The sequence below is a fragment of the Roseomonas sp. OT10 genome (assembly GCF_020991085.1).
GTDB lineage: Bacteria > Pseudomonadota > Alphaproteobacteria > Acetobacterales > Acetobacteraceae > Roseomonas > Roseomonas cutis.
This window is the reverse complement of record NZ_CP087719.1, coordinates 4,945,001-4,964,805: the sequence shown is the minus strand read 5'-3', so window position 1 is coordinate 4,964,805 and position 19,805 is coordinate 4,945,001. Positions and strand designations below refer to the sequence as shown.

Annotated in this window: 14 protein-coding genes, 2 tRNA genes and 2 rRNA genes (1 of these 18 cut by a window edge); 6 read left to right on the top strand and 12 right to left on the bottom strand. The window is 70.9% G+C overall.

Annotated elements, in window-relative coordinates:
* Positions 1–322: 322 nt before the first annotated feature.
* Complete coding sequence (locus LPC08_RS22605) at positions 323–865, top strand: hypothetical protein (RefSeq protein ID WP_230450472.1); 543 nt, start codon at positions 323–325, stop codon at positions 863–865.
* A gap of 11 nt (positions 866–876) precedes the next feature.
* Here the strand turns inward: LPC08_RS22605 and LPC08_RS22600 are convergent, their stop codons facing one another.
* Positions 877–2,136, bottom strand: coding sequence for a DUF2254 domain-containing protein (locus LPC08_RS22600; RefSeq protein WP_230450471.1), 1,260 nt, complete (start codon positions 2,134–2,136; stop codon positions 877–879).
* A 15-nt stretch (positions 2,137–2,151) separates the two neighbouring features.
* Complete coding sequence (locus tag LPC08_RS22595) at positions 2,152–3,192, bottom strand: alpha/beta hydrolase (RefSeq protein ID WP_230450470.1); 1,041 nt, start codon at positions 3,190–3,192, stop codon at positions 2,152–2,154.
* A 123-nt stretch (positions 3,193–3,315) separates the two neighbouring features.
* Here LPC08_RS22595 and LPC08_RS22590 point away from each other — a divergent pair, with 123 nt between their 5' ends.
* The 3 genes from LPC08_RS22590 (at position 3,316) to LPC08_RS22580 (ending at position 6,428) form a co-directional block, all read left to right on the top strand.
* Positions 3,316–4,761, top strand: coding sequence for an MATE family efflux transporter (locus LPC08_RS22590; protein ID WP_230450469.1), 1,446 nt, complete (start codon positions 3,316–3,318; stop codon positions 4,759–4,761).
* Positions 4,722–5,189, top strand: coding sequence for a PaaI family thioesterase (locus LPC08_RS22585; RefSeq protein WP_230450468.1), 468 nt, complete (start codon positions 4,722–4,724; stop codon positions 5,187–5,189). The genes LPC08_RS22590 and LPC08_RS22585 overlap by 40 nt, the downstream gene beginning before the upstream one ends.
* A gap of 63 nt (positions 5,190–5,252) precedes the next feature.
* Positions 5,253–6,428, top strand: a complete 1,176-nt coding sequence (locus LPC08_RS22580; RefSeq protein ID WP_230450467.1) for an extracellular catalytic domain type 1 short-chain-length polyhydroxyalkanoate depolymerase — start codon at positions 5,253–5,255, stop codon at positions 6,426–6,428.
* 360 nt (positions 6,429–6,788) lie between these two features.
* Here LPC08_RS22580 and LPC08_RS22575 read toward each other — a convergent pair whose 3' ends face one another.
* The 4 genes from LPC08_RS22575 to LPC08_RS22560 form a co-directional block, all read right to left on the bottom strand.
* On the bottom strand, positions 6,789–8,024 hold the full coding sequence (locus tag LPC08_RS22575; RefSeq protein ID WP_230450466.1) for an ABC transporter substrate-binding protein: 1,236 nt from the start codon (positions 8,022–8,024) through the stop codon (positions 6,789–6,791).
* A gap of 67 nt (positions 8,025–8,091) precedes the next feature.
* Entirely contained in the window at positions 8,092–8,985 is an 894-nt protein-coding gene (locus LPC08_RS22570; protein ID WP_230450465.1) for a cell envelope integrity EipB family protein, read from the bottom strand.
* A 31-nt stretch (positions 8,986–9,016) separates the two neighbouring features.
* Positions 9,017–10,822: an aspartate--tRNA ligase gene (gene aspS / locus LPC08_RS22565; RefSeq protein ID WP_230450464.1), complete on the bottom strand. Its 1,806-nt coding sequence runs from the start codon at positions 10,820–10,822 to the stop codon at positions 9,017–9,019.
* A 205-nt stretch (positions 10,823–11,027) separates the two neighbouring features.
* A complete protein-coding gene (locus LPC08_RS22560; RefSeq protein ID WP_255702290.1) occupies positions 11,028–11,678 on the bottom strand; it encodes a GNAT family N-acetyltransferase in 651 nt (216 codons plus the stop codon).
* Between the two features lie 5 nt (positions 11,679–11,683).
* Between LPC08_RS22560 and LPC08_RS22555 the strand changes: the two genes are divergently transcribed.
* Positions 11,684–13,471, top strand: a complete 1,788-nt coding sequence (locus LPC08_RS22555) for a thiamine pyrophosphate-requiring protein (protein WP_230450462.1) — start codon at positions 11,684–11,686, stop codon at positions 13,469–13,471.
* Between the two features lie 10 nt (positions 13,472–13,481).
* Complete coding sequence (locus LPC08_RS22550) at positions 13,482–13,928, top strand: PPC domain-containing DNA-binding protein (protein WP_230450461.1); 447 nt, start codon at positions 13,482–13,484, stop codon at positions 13,926–13,928.
* Between the two features lie 467 nt (positions 13,929–14,395).
* Here the strand turns inward: LPC08_RS22550 and LPC08_RS22545 are convergent, their stop codons facing one another.
* The 6 genes from LPC08_RS22545 to LPC08_RS22520 all read right to left on the bottom strand — a co-directional run.
* Entirely contained in the window at positions 14,396–15,355 is a 960-nt protein-coding gene (locus LPC08_RS22545) for a Bug family tripartite tricarboxylate transporter substrate binding protein (protein WP_230450460.1), read from the bottom strand.
* A gap of 15 nt (positions 15,356–15,370) precedes the next feature.
* Positions 15,371–16,090 carry a class II aldolase/adducin family protein gene (locus LPC08_RS22540; RefSeq protein ID WP_230450459.1) on the bottom strand — a complete coding sequence of 240 codons (720 nt, stop codon included), beginning with the start codon at positions 16,088–16,090 and terminating at the stop codon, positions 15,371–15,373.
* Positions 16,091–16,341: 251 nt separating this feature from the next.
* A tRNA-Met gene (locus LPC08_RS22535) sits at positions 16,342–16,418 on the bottom strand.
* A 30-nt stretch (positions 16,419–16,448) separates the two neighbouring features.
* Positions 16,449–16,563, bottom strand: a 5S ribosomal RNA gene (gene rrf, locus LPC08_RS22530).
* A gap of 108 nt (positions 16,564–16,671) precedes the next feature.
* Positions 16,672–19,413, bottom strand: a 23S ribosomal RNA gene (locus LPC08_RS22525).
* A 364-nt stretch (positions 19,414–19,777) separates the two neighbouring features.
* Positions 19,778–19,805: transfer RNA gene (locus LPC08_RS22520), tRNA-Ala, on the bottom strand; it runs 44 nt beyond the window's last position.

The following is a 19,805-nucleotide window of genomic DNA, read 5'->3' as shown; positions in this document are numbered from 1 at the left end:
GCCACCGTCCCGCCACGCGCGACGGGTCGCGGACCGGCTGCGGCATCGGGGGGTCGGGGCGGGCCCGGCCGTCGGGCGCAGGTTACCATACCGACCCATCGCAGCAACGGCGCTTCCGTCCCGCGCCGCGCGGCGGCGGGCGCGAGGCCCGGACCGGTGCCGCCCTGGCCTCGGATCGGCCTGTTTCAAGGAAGCGGGCGATGCCGCGCCCCGCCCCCCGCTCTCACGCGACTGTGCGTCCGGTCACGCGGCCCCGTCTCATTCCTGCCGCTTTCTCCGTTAGCCTGCCCCGCGACACCGAAGCCCGAAGGAGAGGAACGGGATGCACACTGCCCTGTCCGCCGCGCTCGCCGGCCTCGTCATCGCCCCGCTCGCCACCGCCGCCGTCGCGCAGGTCCCGACCGCCCCCGCCCCGGGCCAGCCCCTGCCGCGCCTCGTCATCGGCGCGCCCGGGCGCTGCCAGATGACGGTGGACGGACAGTCGCGCCCCTGCACCAGCGGGCTGGTCTACGTCCAGAACGCCAACAACAGCATCCTCCTGTCGGTACAGTCGGGGCGCGACGTGACCATCGGCTTCCAGGGCGACGGCGATCGCCAGCCGCGCCCCGAGGAGTACACGCTCTTCCTCTCGCGCATGCACACCTCGATCGCCGGCCGCAGCGCGGCGAAGGACGTGCGCGGCACCTGCGAGATCCGCATGTCGGCGGACGGCAGGACCTGGCACAACGCCACCTGCCGCGCGACGGACCGCAACGGCATGGTGACGGTGGTGACGTTCACCGGCGATGGCCGCCAGGTCGCGGCATCGCGGCCGGGACAGGAGCCCGCCTCGCCCGCCCCGGGCACCTCGCTCCCGAAGAGCTGAGCGCGACGCCGTCAGGCGGAGAGCGTGGCCGCCCGCAGCCGCTCGCGGTCGTCGGGCGTGGCCAGCGCCTGCTCCGCATGGTCCAGGGCCAGCCTCGCCTGGTGCCGCGCCGCCTCGCCGAAGGTCTCGGGGGCCAGCGCCGCCAGGGAGTGCAGCGCCTTCTGCAGGCGAAGCTGGACCTCGATCAGCCCGGCGCCGTCGCGCGCGATCGGGGCGAAGGCATCGTCGAGCATGTCCTTCGGCGAGAGCGCCGGCACGCGCAGCCGGGGATGCCCGGCCGGCTGCCCCGCCTCCCCCTCCTCCTGGGGCTGCGCCCATTCCCACAGCACGCGGAGTTGCGTGCCCAGCACGGCGATCGCCGTGCCGGAATCGGCGACGGTGGGCGGCAGGGCGCGCGAGGCGATCTCGGCCAGGACGACCAGGCCGAAGCGGGGATCGTGGTCGAACTCCCGCGCCTCGCCGACCAGGAAGGCGTCGCGCACCCGCCCGACCGCGGCCTCGTCCAGCCCCTCCGGCACCCAGCAGAGCGGGCGGGACGGGTCGACGAAGGCGCCCGGCAGCGCGTCCACGTCCAGCACGCGCTCCTCCCCCTCGCCCAGCGCCGCGTCCAGGGAGGCCATGTCGATGTGCTGGACATAGCCGATGGTGGCCGGGAAGACCGGGCACGGCGCGCGCTCGCCCGGCAGGCGCGGGACGCCGCCCATCAGCGGGGCCTCGCGCCGCAGCCGCATCGCCTTCACCGCCGCCTCCTCCACGCTGCGCAGCGTGGCGCCGACGCGGCCGAGCCGGGTGAGCTGCTGCATCCAGCGCAGCAGCGTGACCACGATCAGCACGATGACGGCGACGGTCGCGCCGAGCAGCACGACCCGCCCGCCGCGCCCGTAGATGCCCGTGGCGAGGGCGATGATGCCCACCACCGCGAAGAGGAAGGCGCCCAGGAAGGTGGCCAGGGCCGACTGCGCCACCCGGTCCTGCGCCAGCAGCTCCGTGGCGCGCGGCGTGACGGCGGAGGCGGAGCCCAGCGCCGTGACCATCACCGTCAGCGAGAAGGTGGTCGCCGCCAGCATCGAGGAGGCGAGCACGTTGAGGATGGCGCCCGCCGCGTCGGCGCCGACGGCATAGGCGAAGTCCTCCGGCACGTGCGGCTGCGCCACCGCCGCCACCAGGGCGGTCAGCACGCCGGCGGCACAGTAGAGCGTCGCGCGGAACCAGGGCTGGCGGACGGCGCGGCCCAGCCGCAGCCGCCACCGCGGGAGGACCCCCCGTGGCATGTCAGCGGGGCGGCGTCAGGCGGGGGACTCTTCCAGGAAGACTTGCACGGCCTGGAACAGGGCTCCGCGGTTGCGCTCCAGCATCATGGTATGGGTCCCCTCCCCCAGCACGACCAGCCGCTTGCCCGGGCTCGCGGTCAGCAGGGGAAAGAGCTCGAAGGCGCGGATGGGCGGCGTGTCGCGGTCCCATTCGGCCACCACCAGCAGGGTCGGCATCGTCAGCTTCGCCGGGTCGTAGCCGGCCTTGCCCTGCGACCAGTCGCGCAGGTCCACCAGCACGCCGTTGGGGGCGCGGAGGACGGAGGGCACCTGCCGCGCCCCGTCCGGATCGGTGGCGAAGGTGGCGTCCGCCCAGTGCTCGAACCATCCCGGCGGGATCAGGTTGGCGCGCCGGTCCTGCGGCACGCCGTTCATCCAGCGTTCCCGCGCCTGGGCGCGGGTGACGCTGCGGAAGGCGCCGGAGACCTCGCCCAGGGCGGCGGTGCCGCCCGTCCAGACGGGCGCGTAGAGCACCGCGCGTTCGACCTGGCCCGGATTCTCCGTGGCGAAGCGGCCGACCAGGGTGGTGCCCCAGGACCAGCCGATCAGCGACAGCCTGGGCAGGCCGCGCTTCTCCCGGATGTGGCGCACGGCGGCGGCGACGTCGGACACGGCCTGCGCCGCCGTGGTCAGCGGCGCCGCCCCCTCGGGCGGGCGGGACATGGCGTCGTCGCGCGTGGAACGCCCGTAGCCGCGCAGGTCCACCGACCAGACGTCGAAGCCGCGGCCGGCCATGTAGTCCATCCACGACACGCCCGCGAGCGGCAGGTCGAAGGTGGTGCTGGCCGGGTAGGTGGCCCCGTGGACGCAGAGCACGGTCCGCGCCGGGCTGGCCGGGGCGCCGGATTCGGGACGCTTGTTGCGCAGGTAGAGCTGGACGCCGGGATCGCCGCCGGGGACCAGCATCTCCTCCATCGCGACTCCGGCCGGCTGGGCGCCGGCGGGGCGGGCCAGGAACGGCGCGGCGAGGAGTGGCGTGGCGAGGAACGGGGCGGCGAGCAGGTTGCGTCGGCGCATCGGGCTTCCTTCCTGGGGGGCCGCCCGGGGAGGCATCCCGGAACGGGCCTTGCGGGGCCGCTCCGGTCCCTGCCGGGCGGCCTCCTGGCCGGGCGAGCCTAGCCCGGCTACACCCACCCCGCCATGCACCCCCCGGAGATCACGACCGGCGCCGCCGCCGCCGGCTGGCGCGCCGAGGCCGGGGCGATGCTGGCCCTGGCCTGGCCGCTGGCCCTGACCAACCTGGCGCAGATCGCGCTGACGGCGACGGACACCGCCTTCCTCGGCCGCCACTCCACCGCCGCCCTCGCCGCCGTGACCATCGGCGCCGCGCTGTGGTGGGCACTGCTCGCCCCGGCCTTCGGCATCGCCTTCGCCGCCGCGGCGATGCTGGCGCAGGAGCATGGGCGCGGCGGGCGGGGGCGCGTCCGGCGGATGCGGCGCACCGTGCGGGCGGCGCTGCAGGGCGGGCTGCTGGCCTGCCTGCCCTCCGCCCTGGCGATCTGGCATGCGGAGCCGGTGCTGCTCGCCCTGGGGCAGGACCCGGCCCTGGCGGCGCTGGCGCAGGACTACCTGCGGGCCATGATCTGGGGCCTGCCCGGATTCCTGGCCTTCCTGGTGCTGCGCGGCTTCCTGGCGGCCCTGGAGCGGCCGCGCCCGGCCCTGGCGGTCTCCCTCCTCGCGATCGGGCTCAACGCCGCGCTGGGCTGGGCGCTGATCTTCGGCCATGCCGGGCTGCCGGCGCTGGGCGTCGCGGGCGCCGGCCAGGCCAGCGCGGCGTCGGAGCTGTTCATGGCCGCCGCCCTCGCCGCGCTCTGCGCCCGCGACCGGCGGCTGCGGCGCTACCGGCTGGCCGGGCGGCTCTGGCGCTGGGACGGGGCGAGGCTGGCGGAGCTGGCGCGGCTGGGGGCGCCGATCACCGTGCAGATGGCGCTGGAGATCGGCATGTTCGGCGCGGTCGGGCTGCTGATGGGCCAGCTCGGCGCCGCCGCCGTGGCCGCGCATGCGGTCGCGCTGCAACTGTCCGGCCTGAGCTTCATGGTGCCGCTGGGGGTCGGGCAGGCCGCCACCGCCCGGGTCGGCGCGGCGGCCGGGGCGGGACGGCCGGTGGCGCTGCGGCGCGCCGGCTGGATCGCGATCGGGCTGGGGGCCGGGTTCATGGCCCTGGCCGCCCTGGCGATGCTGCTGCTGCCGGGGCGGCTGGCCGGCCTGTTCCTGCGGCTGGAAGGGGCGGAGGGCGCGGCGGTGGCCGGCCTGGCGGCGCAGCTGGTCATGATCGCCGGCCTGTTCCAACTGGGCGACGGGGTGCAGAGCGTGGCCGGCGGCGCGCTGCGCGGGCTGCAGGACACGCGGGTGCCCATGCTCTTCGCGGCCGGGGGCTACTGGCTGCTGGGCCTGCCGCTGGGCTGGGCCCTGGCGATGCCGCTCGGCCTCGGGCCGCCGGGGGTGTGGACCGGGCTGGCGGTGGGGATCACCCTGGTGGCCGGGCTGATGACCTGGCGCTGGTCGCGTCTGTCGCGCGGGGCCGGGGCGGGATTCGGGAGAATGGCATGGCACAGGCAAGCGCGCCCCTCTGGCGGCGCCGGCTGACGGCGGAGGATCTGAACCGCGGCATGGCCGATACCCTGTCCGGGCTGCTCGGCATGCGGGTGACCGCGGTGGAGCCGGACCGGCTGCTGGGGGAGATGCCGGTGGATTCCCGGCACGTGCAGCCCTGGCGCATCCTGCATGGCGGGGCCTCGGTCGCCCTGGCCGAGACCCTGGGCAGCCTGGCCTGCTACATGGCGCTGCCCGAGGGGCGCCGGCCGGTGGGGCTGGAGATCAACGCCAACCACCTCTCCGCGGTGCCGGAGGGCGGGGTGGTGACCGCCGAATGCCGCCCCCTGCATGTCGGGCGCAGCACCCAGGTCTGGCAGACGGAGATCCGCCGGGCGGATGGCCGCCTGGTCTGCGTGTCCCGGATCACGTGCGCGGTACTGGACGATCCCAGCACCCCCGCGGCCTCAGACTCTGCTTGAAGCGGTTATGCTGCGGCGCAACATAATCCCCGCCCCGCCCGTTCCGGGGACGAGGAGTTGCCCGTGAAGACACCCCGATCGAGCCTGTCGGACCTGGTCCGCCGCACGCAGGCGACCGCGCGCGCGGCCACCACGCCGCCGGCCCGGCCGTTGCAGGAGCTGACCGGCTTCGGCAGCGACCCCGGTTCGCTGCGCGGCCTGGCCTACGTGCCGGACGGCCTGCCGGACGGGGCGCCGCTGGTGGTCGCGCTGCATGGCTGCACCCAGACCGCGGCCGCCTATGACCGCGGCTGCGGCTGGTCCGACCTGGCGGAGCGCATGGGCTTCGCCCTGCTGCTGCCGGAGCAGCGCCGGGCCAACAACGCCAACCTCTGCTTCAACTGGTTCGAGCCGGGCGACGTCTCCCGCGACCAGGGCGAGGCGGCCTCGATCCGCCAGATGGTGGCGGCCATGCTGGAGCGGCACCGGCTGGACCCGCGCCGCGTCTTCGTCACCGGCCTGTCCGCCGGCGGCGCCATGACGGCGGCGCTGCTGGCCGCCTATCCGGACGTCTTCGCCGCCGGCGGCATCGTCGCGGGCCTGCCCCACGGCGCCGCCTCCGGCGTGACCGAGGCGTTCGAGGCGATGGGCGGCGGGCGCGACCGCCCGGCCGGCGCCTGGGCCGAGGCGGCCCGCGCCGCCTCGCCCGCCGCCGCGCAGGGCCAGGGCTGGCCGCGCGTGACCATCTGGCACGGCGATGCCGACCGCACCGTGGCGGTGAAGAACGCGGCCGCCCTCGCCGCCCAGTGGGTGGGGCTGCACGGGCTGCCCGTCGCCCCGGACCGGCGCGAGAGCCAGGGCGTGGACACCTGCCTGCAGTGGCGCGGCCGGGACGGGCGCGTGGCGGTGGAGTGCCATATCGTCGCCGGCATGGGGCATGGCGTCCCGCTGCGGCCCGGCTCCGAATCCGGGCAGAGCGGCGAGGCGGCACCCTACCTGCTGGATGTGGGCCTCTCCTCCTCCCATGCCATCGCCGCCTTCTGGGGCCTGGCCGAACGCCCCGGCTGGAAGCCCGCGCCGCGGCCCGCCAACGACCCGGTCTCTCCCTGGCCGGATGCCATCCCGGCCTCCCTGCCCACTGGTCTTCCCAGTGGCCTGCCCACCGGCCTCCCCGGCATGGCGGCCGAGGCGACGGCCGGCCGGGACCCCGGCTCGGTCATCCGCCGCGCCCTGACGGCGGCGGGGCTGATGCGGCCCTGATGCGGGCAGGGGCTGGCCGTGCGGAACGGTCGTGGCACGGCCCCCCGGGGGAGGCGTTGCCTCCCCCGTAGCCCCCTCCACCGGGGCCACAAGCGGGCCCCGGACCCCGCTGGGAGTTGGTTCTGCGCGGTTGCCGTCAGCCGGCGGGCTGAACCCTGGGAAAACGTGGACAGGCGGGGCTCTGGAAGCCGAATCAAAGGTCGCGCGTGCTGACGCGACAGTCGCCGGGAAGCATGGCTCCCCGGCGCGCCCCGGCGTCCGTGAAAGGGGGTCCGGGGGCTCTGCTCCTGGCGGAAAGGGGGGGACCGGGGGGACAAGGCGGAGCCTTTCCCCCAGGCGGCCGCCGATGCGGGGCGACGTTCACCCCATTCGGCAGCCGCCCTCGCTCTCCGGGCGGAAGGCGTCGTCGCCGGGCACGGTGAGGAGGACGCTGCACAGGTCGTCGGGGTTGGCGCGCTTTGCCTCCGCCTTGGCCTCGAGCAGCTTCACCTCATGGATCTTGCGCCCGTCGGCGCGGATGCGGCCGGCGCCGAAGGCGTCGTCGTCCGTCGGCATCTCCTTCATCTTGCGGATCGCGGCGGCGCCATCGGCCTTCGCCGCCGCCGCCCCCATGGCCGCCGCGGCGCGCAGGTAGTGGTAGGCGGCGCCATAGGTGCCGGCGTGGATCATGTTGGGCAGGCGCCGGCCCGGCATGTCGGGGCGCAGGCGCTCGGTGAAGCGGCGGGCGCGGTCGTCCTGGAAGGCGTAGAAGCTCTCGACGAAGGTCAGGCCCTCGGCGGCCGCGGGCGGCAGGGAGGCCACGTCCGGCGCGTAGAAGGACAGCGCCACGATGCGGATGCCGCGCTTGGCCAGGCCGAACTCGGCCGCCTGCTTCAGCGCGTTCAGCGTGTCGTCCCCGGAATTGGCCAGCGCCAGCACGCCGGCCCGCGCCGACTGGGCCTGGAGCAGGTAGGAGGAGAAGTCGGTGGTCCCGGGGAAGGGGTGCCGCACCTGCCCCACCACGGCGCCGCCGCCGGCCTTCACGAAGTTGGCCGTATCGCGTTCCAGCGCGTGGCCGAAGGCGTAGTCGGCGGTGACGAAGAACCAGCGGTCGCCGCCGGCGCGCTTCACCGCATCGGCCGCGACCTTGGCCAGCATGTAGGTGTCGTAGGTCCAGTGGACGTGGTTGGGCGAGCAGGCGGACCCGGTGAGGTCCGCCGTGCCGGCGCCGGAGATCAGCAGGACCTTGTTCTTCTGCCGCGTCACCCCCGCCACGGCCAGCGCCACGGAGCTGGTCGGCACGTCGAGGACGGCGTCCACCCCGTCCTGGTCGAACCAGCGGCGCGCGAGGGTGGCGCCGACATCGGGCTTGTTCTGGTGGTCGCCGGCGATGACCTCGGCGCGGATGCCGAAGGCGGCCTCCGCCTCCTTCGCCGCCAGGCGCGCGGCGGCGACCGAGCCGGGGCCGGTCTGGTCGCGATAGGGGCCGGACTGGTCGTTCAGCACCGCCAGCCGCAGGACCGGGCCGCCCGCCCCCTGTCCACGCACCGCCGGGGCGGCCAGGGGCACGGCGGCAAGCCCGAGCCCGGCCGCGAGAGTCGTCCTGCGCTGAAGCACCGCTTCCTCCATCCCCGGTCCGGCCGGGCTTCCGATGGAGGAAGGCTAGACCGCGCGGGCGGTCCCGTCAGCAGTGGGTCGGCGTGGCCTCCAGCGTCTCCAGCTTGCCGTCCAGGCTGAACTCGCCGAAATCCATCTTCAGCTCGTCCGCCACGCCGTTGGCGTAGTAGCGCAGCCCGACCTCGTAATCGGGGGCCGCGGCGCCGCCGCCCGAGGAGTCCTGGCCGAAGAAGGCGATCCGCATCCGCCCGCTGGGCTCGTTGGCCAGCAGCGGGAAGCGCGGCTGCGCCGGGCCGTTGCCGTCCCAGGACGAGATGACGGTGGTGCTGTCCTGCGCCCCGTCCTCGCCCGTGCCGTCCATCAGCGGCGCGACCAGGAGGCGCTGGCTGCGCCGGGCGGCGTCGATGGCGCGGATGGTATGGCCCATGGGCAGCAGCGTGCCGGGGGGCAGCGTCACCTCCTTGGCCTGCGGCTGGGTGTAGCGCGCGACGCCCGAGCCGTCCGGCTGCAGCGTCGCCTCGCCCTGGATGCGCTGGCTGACCGCGCCCTGGGTGGCCTGCGTCATGGAGAAGCGCAGGCTGCGGCCGTCCTTGCCCTCGAAGGTGGCGTAGTCGGACGCCGTCTCGATCTGCTGGCCGTCGCGGTTGACGATCCGCAGGGTCAGCCGCTGCCGGGTGGTCCAGCCGTCGCAGGCGTCCAGCACCTCGAACAGCATCGCCCCCTGGACCTGGGCCACGTCCCCGTTCTCCCGCACCTTGTCCAGCGTCAGGCGATAGGCGGCGCGGTGCGCCGCCATGGCCTCCGCCCCCGGGATCTGGCCGGCCGCCGGGGTTCCGGCGGCGACGGGCCTGGCCTGCGGCGCCGGGGCCTGGGCGGAAACCGGCACCGCGGCCAACAGGGCCAGCCCGGCCAGCAGGGCCCGGCGGAAGCGCGGGGAGGAGGGGAGGCGGCGCAGGAACATCGACCGGGTCCTTCGGAGGGCTTCGCCCAATCTAGGTGCTCGCCTTCGGCGTGGCACCCTTCGCGGGCGGCGGAAGATCGAGCCTGATCGACAGTTCCTTCAGCCGCGCCGGCTCCACCGGGGCGGGGGCGCCCATCATCAGGTCCTCGCCCTGCTGGTTCAGCGGGAAGAGGATGACCTCGCGGATGTTGGGCTCATCGGCCAGCAGCATGACGATGCGGTCGATCCCCGGCGCGGAGCCGCCATGCGGCGGGGCGCCGTAGCGGAAGGCGTTCAGCATGCCGCCGAAGCGCTCCTCCACCTGCGCCGCCGTGTAGCCGGCGATCTCGAAGGCTCGGATCATGATGTCGGGACGATGGTTCCGAATGGCGCCGGAGGACAGCTCAATACCGTTGCAGACGATGTCGTACTGGAACGCCTTGATCTCGAGCGGGTCCTTCGAGTTCAGCGCCTCCAGCCCGCCCTGCGGCATGGAGAAGGGGTTGTGGCTGAAATCGACCAGCCCCGTCTCCTCGTTCAGCTCGTACATCGGGAAATCGACGATCCAGCAGAAGCGGAACTCGTCCTGGGCGATCAGGCCGAGCTCCTCGCCCAGCTTCGTGCGCACCTTGCCGGCGAATTTGGGCGTCTCGTCCTTCTTGCCGGCGGCGAAGAAGACGGCGTCGCCGGGCTGGAGGCCGCAGGCGGCGCGGATCGCCTCCACGCGCCCGGCCTCGAGGTTCTTCGCGATCGGGCCCTTGGCGCCGTCGGGCGCGAACTGGATGTAGCCGAGGCCGCCCGCCCCCTGCTCGCGCGCCCAGTCGTTCAGCTTGTCGAAGAAGCCGCGCGGGTTGCCCGCCGCGCCCGGGGCCGGGATGGCGCGCACCATGCCGCCGGAGGCCGCGATCCTGGCGAAGAGGCCGAAGCCGGAATCCGCGAAATGCTCTGTCACATCCGTGATACGCAGCGGGTTGCGCAGGTCCGGCTTGTCGGAGCCGTATTCCAGCATCGCCGTGTCGTAGGGGATGCGCGGGAAGGGCGCGCCGTACACCTTCCGCTCGCCCGCGAACTCCTCGAAGACGCCCGCGATCACCGGCTCGATGGCGGCGAAGACGTCCTCCTGCGTGACGAAGCTCATCTCGAAGTCGAGCTGGTAGAACTCGCCCGGCGAGCGGTCGGCGCGCGCCGCCTCGTCGCGGAAGCAGGGGGCGATCTGGAAGTAGCGGTCGAAGCCCGCCACCATGGCGAGCTGCTTGAACTGCTGCGGCGCCTGCGGCAGCGCGTAGAACTTGCCGGGGTGGTTGCGCGCCGGGACGAGGAAGTCGCGCGCCCCCTCGGGGCTGCTGGCGGTCAGGATCGGCGTCTGGAACTCGGTGAAGCCCTGCTCGATCATGCGGCGGCGGATCGAGGCGATGACGCCCGCGCGCAGCATGATGTTGCGGTGCTGCTTCTCCCGCCGCAGGTCGAGGAAGCGGTAGCGCAGGCGCAGCTCCTCGGGGAACTCCTGGTCGCCCGCCACCTGGATCGGCAGCACCTCGGCGGCGGACTGGACCTCCAGCTCGCGCACCCGCAGCTCGACCTCGCCGGTCGGCAGCCTGGGGTTCACGGTGGCGCCCTCGCGCAGCACCACCTCGCCGGTCAGGGTCACCACGCTCTCCGGGCGCAGCCGGTCCGCCGCCTCGAAGACGGGCGAGCCCTGGGCCACCACGCACTGGGTGACCCCGTAATGGTCGCGCAGGTCGAGGAAGAGCAGCCCGCCATGGTCGCGCTTGCGGTGCACCCAGCCCGAGAGCCGTGCCGTGCTGCCGGCGTCGGACGCGCGCAGGGCGCCGCAGGTGTGGGTGCGATAGGCGTGCATGGGGAACCCTGAAGCCGTCGGTCGGAACGGGGCGGAGAAGGGGCACCCTGCCCCGCCCTGTCAAGCCTGCCGGCTTCCGGACCTTGCTCCGGCACCCGCCTGCGGGGGCATGGCAGCGTCCCGGACGCCGCTCCGAGGCTCCCTCCGGTGTGCCGCGGCGCGGACGACGCGGGGCAGCCGCCGGCCGGCAGGAGCCGGGGCCAGGTCAGGAGGCGGGGCCGATGAATCGCTGGAACCAGACGGAGCTGATCCAGGTGCCGTTCTTGCGGGCGTATTCCCTGAACACCCCGACCTGCTCGAAGCCGAGCCGGCGGTGCAGGGCGATCGAGGCGTCGTTCGGGAGGGCGATGCCCGCGACGGCGACGTGCACGTCCCGGGATGCAAGAGGCTCCAGCAGGGCGGGGTAGAGCGCCGTGCCGAGCCCTTTGCGGCGGCGGGGATGGTCCAGGTAGATACTGGTCTCCACAGCCGTCTCGAACGGCCCGGCCGCCCGATACCTGCTGCTGTAGGCACAGCCGACGACCCTGTCCGCGATCTGCCCGACCAGGACGTGGTATCGCTTCCGGTCATAACGGCGGAACCAGGCCCCGCGTTCTTCCATCGTCCAGGGCTCTGTCCGGAACGTCACGTGGCCATTGAGAACGTCATGGTCGAAGATGGCATCCAAGCCGGGCAGATCGGCCTCGCAGGCCGGCCTGATGACAAGATCCGATACCCGGTGCTCCTCGTCTCGCGCATGCGGGGACCGCCCGGAGGGTGGCCGCCTCGTTCGCCAGCGGCGGCGCCCGCCAGCATGCCCGGCCGGGAACCGCTCCTCCCGCGATGCGTTGCCGTGGAAGGCGCCCCTGGGGAGCATGGCACATGGCGACGACGGTTGGCGACCAGGTCTGCGAGCGGCTGCACGCCTGGGGGGTGCGGCGCATCTACGGCTATCCGGGCGACGGGGTGAACGGGCTGATCGGCGGCATCCAGCGCTCCGAGGGGAAGATCGACTTCATCCAGGCGCGGCACGAGGAGATGGCCGCCTTCATGGCCTGCGCCCATGCCAAGTACACGGGCGAGGTCGGGGTCTGCCTCGCCACCTCCGGACCCGGGGCGATCCACTTGCTGAACGGGCTCTACGACGCGCGGGCGGACCACCAGCCGGTGGTGGCGCTGGTGGGGCAGCAGGCGCGGGCGGCGCTGGGCGGGCACTACCAGCAGGAGGTGGATCTGCTGAACCTGTTCAAGGACGTGGCCGGCGCCTTCGTGGAGCAGGTCAGCGTGCCGGAGCAGGTGCGGCACCTGATCGACCGCGCCTTCCGCATCGCCAAGGCCGAGCGCGCGGTGACGGCCATCATCTTCCCCAACGACATCCAGGAGCTGCCGGCGGTCGAGGTCCCGCCGCGCGAGCACGGCACCATCCATTCCGGCCTGGGCTACGCCGCGCCGCGGGTGATGCCCTCGGACGGCGACCTGGAACGGGCGGCGGAGGTGCTGAATGCCGGGAAGAAGGTCGCCATGCTGGTCGGCGCCGGGGCGCTGGAGGCGACCGACGAGGTGCTGCAGGTCGCCGACGCCCTCCAGGCCGGGATCGCCAAGGCGCTGCTGGGCAAGGCCGCCGTGCCGGACGAGCTGCCCTTCGTCACCGGCTCGATCGGCCTGCTCGGCACCAAGCCGAGCTGGGAGATGATGCAGGGCTGCGACACGCTGCTGATGGTCGGCTCCGCTTTCCCCTATTCCGAGTTCCTGCCGAAGGAGGGCCAGGCGCGCGGGGTGCAGATCGACCTCCAGCCGCGCAACCTCTCGATCCGCTACCCGATGGAGGTGCCGCTGGTGGGCGACGCCGCCTCCACGCTCCGCGCCCTGCTGCCGAAGCTGAAGGTCAAGACGGACACCGCCTGGCGCGAGGGCATCGGGAAGGAGGTGGCGGAATGGTGGAGGGTGCTGGAATCCCGCGCCATGCAGCCGGCCGATCCCATCAACCCGCAGCGCGTCTTCCACGAGCTGTCGAAGCACTTGCCCGACCGCTGCATCATCGCGGGGGATTCCGGCTCCCACACCAACTGGTACGCGCGCGACGTGAAGCTGCGGCGGGGGATGATGGCCTCGCTCTCCGGCGGGCTGGCGAGCATGGGCTCCGGCGTGCCCTATGCCATCGGCGCGAAATTCGCCCATCCTGACCGGCCGGTGCTGGCCATCTGCGGCGACGGCGCGATGCAGATGAACGGGCTGGCGGAGCTGCTGACCATCGCCAAGTACCGCGACCGCTGGCCGGACCAGCGCCTCGTCGTGCTGGTGCTGAACAACCGCGACCTGAACCAGGTGACCTGGGAGCAGCGGGTGATGGAGGGCAGCCCGAAATTCGAGGCGTCACAATCCCTGCCCGATTTCGACTATGCGCGCTTCGCTGAGAGCATCGGCCTCACCGGCATCCGCGTGGACGATCCGGAGAAGCTGGGCGACGCCTGGGCCCGCGCCTTCGCCGCCGACCGGCCCGTGGTGCTGGAGGCGCGGACGGACCCGAACGTCCCGCCCCTGCCGCCACACGTCACGCTGAAGCAGGCGCTGGGCTTCACCAAATCGATGGCCGGCGAGCCGGAGCTGGGCAGCGTCATCGCCAACACCGCGCGGCAGGTGGTGGGCACGCTGCTGCCCGGCCGGGGCTGAGGAGAGCGCCATGCGGAGCAAGCTGCTGAACGAGGCAAATGGCCTGCGCACCTACGCCGTTGTCTTCGACAAGGGCGAAGAGGTGATGGAAGGGCTGAAGCGGTTCGCGGAGAGCGAGCAGGTCTTCGCCGCCCAGGTGACGGCGATCGGCGCCTTCCAGGCGGCGGAACTCGCCTTCTACCTCTGGGAGAAGAAGGACTACGAGAAGATCCCCGTGGAGGAGGATACGGAGGTCCTCTCGCTGCTCGGCGATATCGGGATCGACATGCAGAATAAGCCAGCGCTGCACCTGCACGCGGTACTGGGACGGCGTGACGGCAGCACCGTCGGGGGCCACATGTTCAAGGGCGTGGTCCGCCCGACACTGGAAGTGATCGTGCAGGAAACACCCGCCCACCTGCGCCGGGTGCCGGATGCAGCCAGCGGACTGGCGCTGATCGACCTGAAGGCCAGCTGACACGGACGACGGGATGCGCCGGTCCGCTTGCCCGGCGTGGTACCGGTGGCCCGGGGGCAAGGCGCTGCCTCGCCCCCGTACCCCCACTCCGCCAGGACCCTGCGGGCCCTGGACCCGATCAATGCTGCCGCGCGGATGGCTGCGACGGGGTCGAGACGCCGAGGAGCCATGCTCCTCGGCGGGTATGGCCGCAGCATTCGCTGACGCCCTCTGAAGCTTATTCAGAGTCCCGCCTGTCCGCGCTTCGTCAGGATTCAGTCCGCAGACTGACACCCACCGCACAGAACCAACTCCCAGCGGGGACCGGGGCCCGCTTGTGGCCCCGGCAGGGGAGGGTCTGGGAGGGGACAGCGTCCCCTCCCGGTTCGACGCCCGAACACCACAGCGCCGAGGGCGAGGTTATCCCGCCGTCGGTATGATGCCGGCGGTGCGCGAAGCCAACTTCTGGGTCCTCCTGGGGGCGGCCTTTATTCCGGGACGATCCCCGCCTGTTCCGCGATCCGGGCATTGCGTCCGGCTTCCGCGTCGATGAAGCGCCGGAAGCTCGCCCGGTCCTCGGCCACCGGCTCGGCTCCCTGCTCGGCCAGGCGCGCGCGGATGTCCGGATGGGCCGACAACGCCTGGACGGCGGCGTTCAGCCGGTCCGCCTCGGCCTCCGGAAAGCCCTTCGGGGCCCACAGGGCGTACCACAGGGTGAAGTCCAGACCCGGCAGGCCCTGCTCTGCAATGGTGGGGATGTCCGGGGCGCGGGGGGAGCGGCGGGGCCCCATGATGGCGTAGGCGCGTAGCCGCCCATCCGCGATCTGCGGCAGGGCGGACCCCAGTGGCGCCACCATCAGCGCCGTGTTGCCGGCTATCAGGTCGGTCAGCGCGGGGGCCGTGCCACGGTAGGAGACGACGAGGCTGTCCACCCCGATGGCGCGCTTGAAGCTCTCGGTCGCGAGATGCCCCATGGCGCCGAGGGCCGAGTTGGCGAAGGCGAACTTCGTCGGCTCTGCCCGCATCGCGGCGACGAGCGCGGCCACGCCGCCTTCGGGCGTGAGGCGCGGATTGCCGACCAGAACCATCGGCGCGGTGGCCAGCCGCGCGATCGGCGTGAAATCGGTCACGGGGTCGTAGGGCACGCTGCGCATGACCTGCCGCGCCATCAGATGGATGTCGGCGTTGACAAGGAACGTCTGGCCGTCGGGTGCGGCATTCGCGACCTCGGCGGCACCCAAGGTGTTGTTCGCGCCCGAGCGGTTCTCCACGATCCAGGTGGTGCCCAGGGTCTCGCTCAGGCGAGCGGCGAAGAGGCGGCCGATCACGTCGATGGCGACGCCGGGTGCGGCGGGAACGACAAGGCGGACAGGCCGGCGCTGTGCGCGGGCCGGGCCCGCGAGGCCAAGCAGCAGGGCGGCGGTGGTGCCGAGTTGGCGACGTCGCATGTGCAAGCTCTCCTCCTAGATGCCACCGAAGCCGGCACGGGCGCGCCAGTAGGCCCAGGCGCGGTCGAGGGGACGTTCGCCCATCAGCATCTCGCTGGCCTGGCGGGTCTCGCCATCGGTCAGGAAGCGCGGGGTGCCCATGCCCATGGCATGGGTCTGCAACTCCGCATTGTCCTTCATGCGGATGCAAACGAAGACCACGGCGGGCAAGGAGTGCGCGGCGCAGGTGGCGCCGTGGTTGCGCAGCAGCACGGCGCGCCCGTTGCCCAGGGCGCGGGCCAAGCTGTCGGCCCGCGGCATGTCGTCGATCAGCATGTTGGTGTCGCCGAACTCGTCGCGGCTGTCCCAGACCGGGACCGGGCCGCCCAGCACGGAGGCCATGTGGAAGATGGGCCGCAGCGGCACATCCGTCACGGTATAGGGCAGTACGGCAGGACAATGGTGGTGCACACAGGCCTGCACGTCCGGCCGGGCGGCGAAGATGCGCGCGTGCAGCCCGCTTTCGAGATAGGGGCGCAGGCCCTTGGGATCGACCGGAACGCCGTCCAGCGTGAACTCCAACAGATCGTCCCGCGTCACCAGCTCGGGCGAGCGGGAGCGGGAGACGAAGAAGCGGTCGGGGCGGTCGGGGTGGCGCACGGCGACATGGCCGAAGTCGTCCAGGACCCCTTCATGCGCGAGGATGCGATTGGCGATCACAAGGTCGCCGAGCAACGCGTGCAGATCCTGGGTCAATGGAGGCTCCTCCCATGATGTCCAGCCAGAGGCCCTGGCTGTCAGCGCTTGCAGGAACCGGGATTCCCGGCCCGCTTGGCCCTGTCATGGCATGATGCCGTTGTGGCTTGAAGGAGGTCGCGATGCCCGAGCGGGGATCGGACCGCGGCAACTGAGCGCCCAGTCGCCCGGAAACCGTGCGAACGCAAAAGTGCCGCTTGCGGAGTGGTGCTCCGAAGCGGCTTTTCACGGACTGATTGTGCAGGCAATCGTGGATGCGGGGACAGGATTTGAACCTGTGACCTTCAGGTTATGAGCCTGACGAGCTACCGGGCTGCTCCACCCCGCGGGGGTGATGTTGAAGGGATCCCGTCTGGCGGCCTGGCGGCGACCGACTCTCCCGCAGCTTAAGCTGCAGTACCATGGGCGCAGGGGCGTTTCACGGCCGAGTTCGGGATGGGATCGGGTGTGGCAGCCCCGCAATGGCCACCAGGCCACCGGACGGGAACGGATGTGGGGATTGGGTGTGAGGGGGTGAGTGGGAGTGCGCTTTGGTGCTGCGTGCGGCGGGGTTTTTGAGGCCCCGGCGGCGGCTGTGGTGGTGATGGAGTTCGATCGGGCGATTAGGACCGCTCGGCTGCATCCGTTACCGGACTTCTACCTGCGGCCTATCGACGTGGTGGTCTTCCACGGCCCTTGGGGAGACCTCGTTTAGAGGCTGGTTTCCCGCTTAGATGCCTTCAGCGGTTATCCGTTCCGCACTTGGCTACCCGGCGATGCTCCTGGCGGAACAACCGGTGCACCAGAGGTACGTCCATCCCGGTCCTCTCGTACTAGGGACAGATCCTCGCAAGTCTCCAACACCCATGGCAGATAGGGACCGAACTGTCTCACGACGTTCTAAACCCAGCTCACGTACCGCTTTAATCGGCGAACAGCCGAACCCTTGGGACCTGCTCCAGCCCCGGGATGCGATGAGCCGACATCGAGGTGCCAAACCTCCCCGTCGATGTGGACTCTTGGGGGAGATCAGCCTGTTATCCCTAGAGTACCTTTTATCCGTTGAGCGATGGCCCTTCCACGCGGGACCACCGGATCACTAAGGCCGACTTTCGTCTCTGCTCGCGCTGTCGCGCTCGCAGTCAGGCGGGCTTATGCCTTTGCACTCAACAGCCGATGTCCGACCGGCCTGAGCCCACCATCGCGCGCCTCCGTTACCATTTGGGAGGCGACCGCCCCAGTCAAACTGCCCACCACGCAGGGTCCTGGCCCGGGCTGACCGGGCTCAGTGAGATGCCAGAAAGGCGCAGGGTGGTATTTCAAGGTTGCCTCCACCGAAGCTAGCGCCCCGGTTTCCATGGCTCCCACCTATCCTACACAGCCCCTTCCTGGCACCACTGCGAAGTTGCAGTAAAGGTTCATAGGGTCTTTCCGTCTGACCACGGGTACCCCGCATCTTCACGGGGAATTCAATTTCGCTGAGCCCATGCTGGAGACAGTGGGGAGGTCGTTACGCCATTCGTGCAGGTCGGAACTTACCCGACAAGGAATTTCGCTACCTTAGGACCGTTATAGTTACGGCCGCCGTTTACCGGGGCTTCAGTTCGGAGCTTGCACTCCTCCCTTTAACCTTCCGGCACCGGGCAGGCGTCAGACCCTATACGTCATCTCTCGATTTCGCAGAGCCCTGTGTTTTTACTAAACAGTCGCCACCCCCTGGTCTGTGCCACCCCACACTGGTTGCCCAATGCGGGGTCTCGCTTATCCCGAAGTTACGCGAGCAATTTGCCTAGTTCCTTCAGCATGGTTCTCTCAAGCGCCTCGGTATACTCAACCAGTCCACCTGTGTCGGTTTCGGGTACGGTCTGTACGACAGCGCTATTTCCTGGACCGCTCCACCAGCCACCCCAATCCGATAAGGGATGACAGGACTTCACGGTCGTCACGTCTGTCAGGCCCAGGAATATTCACCTGGTTTCCATCGGCTACGGCTTTCGCCCTCGCCTTAGGGGCCGGCTCACCCTGCGCGGATTGGCCTTGCGCAGGAACCCTTGGACTTTCGGCGAGAGGGGTTCTCACCCTCTTTGTCGCTACTCATGTCCGCATTCTCACTTCCGATACCTCCAGGACCCCTCACGGATATCCCTTCGCAGGCTTACGGAACGCTCCGCTACCGCGCTTCCAATGGAAGCACCCACAGCTTCGGCACGTGGCTTGAGCCCCGTTACATTTTCGCCGCAAGACAGCTATTAGACCAGTGAGCTATTACGCTTTCTTTAAAGGATGGCTGCTTCTAAGCCAACCTCCTGGTTGTTTTGGCCGTCTCACATGCTTTCCCACTTAGCCACGATTTGGGGGCCTTAGCTGGTGGTCTGGGTTGTTTCCCTCTTGCCCATGGACCTTAGCACCCACGGACTGTCTGCCGCCCTGCACTCCTCGGTATTCGGAGTTCGGTAGGGTTTGGTAGGGCTTTGGGCCCCCCTAGCCCTTCCGGTGCTCTACCCCCGAGGGTGACCGAACGACGGTCTACCTCAATAGATTTCGCGGAGAACCAGCTATTTCCGAGTTTGATTGGCCTTTCACCCCTAGCCACAGCTCATCCCCGACTTTTTCAACAGGCGTGGGTTCGGCCCTCCAGTGGGTGTTACCCCACCTTCAGCCTGGCCATGGCTAGATCACTCGGTTTCGGGTCTTCTGCCGGCAACTCAAGCGCCCTTATCAGACTCGCTTTCGCTGCGCCTACACCTCTCGGCTTAAGCTCGCTGCCAACAGAAACTCGCGGACCCATTATACAAAAGGTACGCCGTCACCCCACAAGGAGGCTCCGACTGCTTGTAGGCGTTCGGTTTCAGGTCTCTTTCACTCCCCTTGTCGGGGTGCTTTTCACCTTTCCCTCACGGTACTTGTGCACTATCGGTCGCCAGAGAGTATTTAGGCTTGGAGGGTGGTCCCCCCACGTTCAGACAGGGTTTCACGTGCCCCGCCCTACTCAAGGACCCATGGGAGCCATACGCCTACGGGGCTATCACCCACTCTGGCCGAGCTTTCCAGCTCGTTTGGCTTAACTCCCACAGGCCACTGGCCTGCTCCGCTTTCGCTCGCCACTACTCGCGGAATCTCTGTTGATGTCTTTTCCTCCGGGTACTGAGATGTTTCAGTTCCCCGGGTTCGCCTCCTGCCCCTATGAATTCAGGACAGGATCTCCCATGCGGGAGGGGTTTCCCCATTCGGACATCCGCGGATCAACGATCGCTCGCATCTCCCCGCGGCTTTTCGCAGCGTGCCACGTCCTTCATCGCCTTCTGGCGCCAAGGCATCCACCGAACGCCCTTCATTCGCTCCATTCACTCAGCCGCCGCCCGCACGCAGGACCAAGGCGCACCCGCCATCCCTTCCGGGACCGCTGCCCGCCTCCTGCCCCGCATGTCCAATCGGACAGCGGCAACACCGAGACACTCTCACTCACTTCGTTCCACGACCCTTCAGGCAGGCCTTTCGGCCCGACCCTCCCGGATCGCGTCACACCAAATCCTCTTCAACTGTCAAAGATCGCCGGCTCCTCCAGCCCTCAGGCTGGCGGACAACCCGCCGGGGTTTGCCGGATCCGGCAGCACGATCCGCGGCCGATGCCCATGGCTCGCGCCATGGCCGCATCGCCGGTCCGGACCGGACCGCAAGCTCGTCTCGCGTCATGCGCCTTCGCTCGCCTGGAGGCGATCGGGTTCGAACCGACGAC

Bases quoted from the DNA above. Each gene is read 5' to 3' on its own strand.
- LPC08_RS22550 (WP_230450461.1), top strand. From the start codon at position 13,482: ATGCGGAGCAAGCTGCTGAACGAGGCAAATGGCCTGCGCACCTACGCC.
- LPC08_RS22585 (WP_230450468.1), top strand. From the start codon at position 4,722: ATGGCACAGGCAAGCGCGCCCCTCTGGCGGCGCCGGCTGACGGCGGAG.
- LPC08_RS22555 (WP_230450462.1), top strand. From the start codon at position 11,684: ATGGCGACGACGGTTGGCGACCAGGTCTGCGAGCGGCTGCACGCCTGG.
- LPC08_RS22545 (WP_230450460.1), bottom strand. From the start codon at position 15,355: ATGCGACGTCGCCAACTCGGCACCACCGCCGCCCTGCTGCTTGGCCTC.
- LPC08_RS22595 (WP_230450470.1), bottom strand. From the start codon at position 3,192: ATGCGCCGACGCAACCTGCTCGCCGCCCCGTTCCTCGCCACGCCACTC.
- LPC08_RS22590 (WP_230450469.1), top strand. From the start codon at position 3,316: ATGCACCCCCCGGAGATCACGACCGGCGCCGCCGCCGCCGGCTGGCGC.
- LPC08_RS22605 (WP_230450472.1), top strand. From the start codon at position 323: ATGCACACTGCCCTGTCCGCCGCGCTCGCCGGCCTCGTCATCGCCCCG.
- LPC08_RS22570 (WP_230450465.1), bottom strand. From the start codon at position 8,985: ATGTTCCTGCGCCGCCTCCCCTCCTCCCCGCGCTTCCGCCGGGCCCTG.
- aspS (WP_230450464.1), bottom strand. From the start codon at position 10,822: ATGCACGCCTATCGCACCCACACCTGCGGCGCCCTGCGCGCGTCCGAC.
- LPC08_RS22600 (WP_230450471.1), bottom strand. From the start codon at position 2,136: ATGCCACGGGGGGTCCTCCCGCGGTGGCGGCTGCGGCTGGGCCGCGCC.
- LPC08_RS22560 (WP_255702290.1), bottom strand. From the start codon at position 11,678: ATGCTCCCCAGGGGCGCCTTCCACGGCAACGCATCGCGGGAGGAGCGG.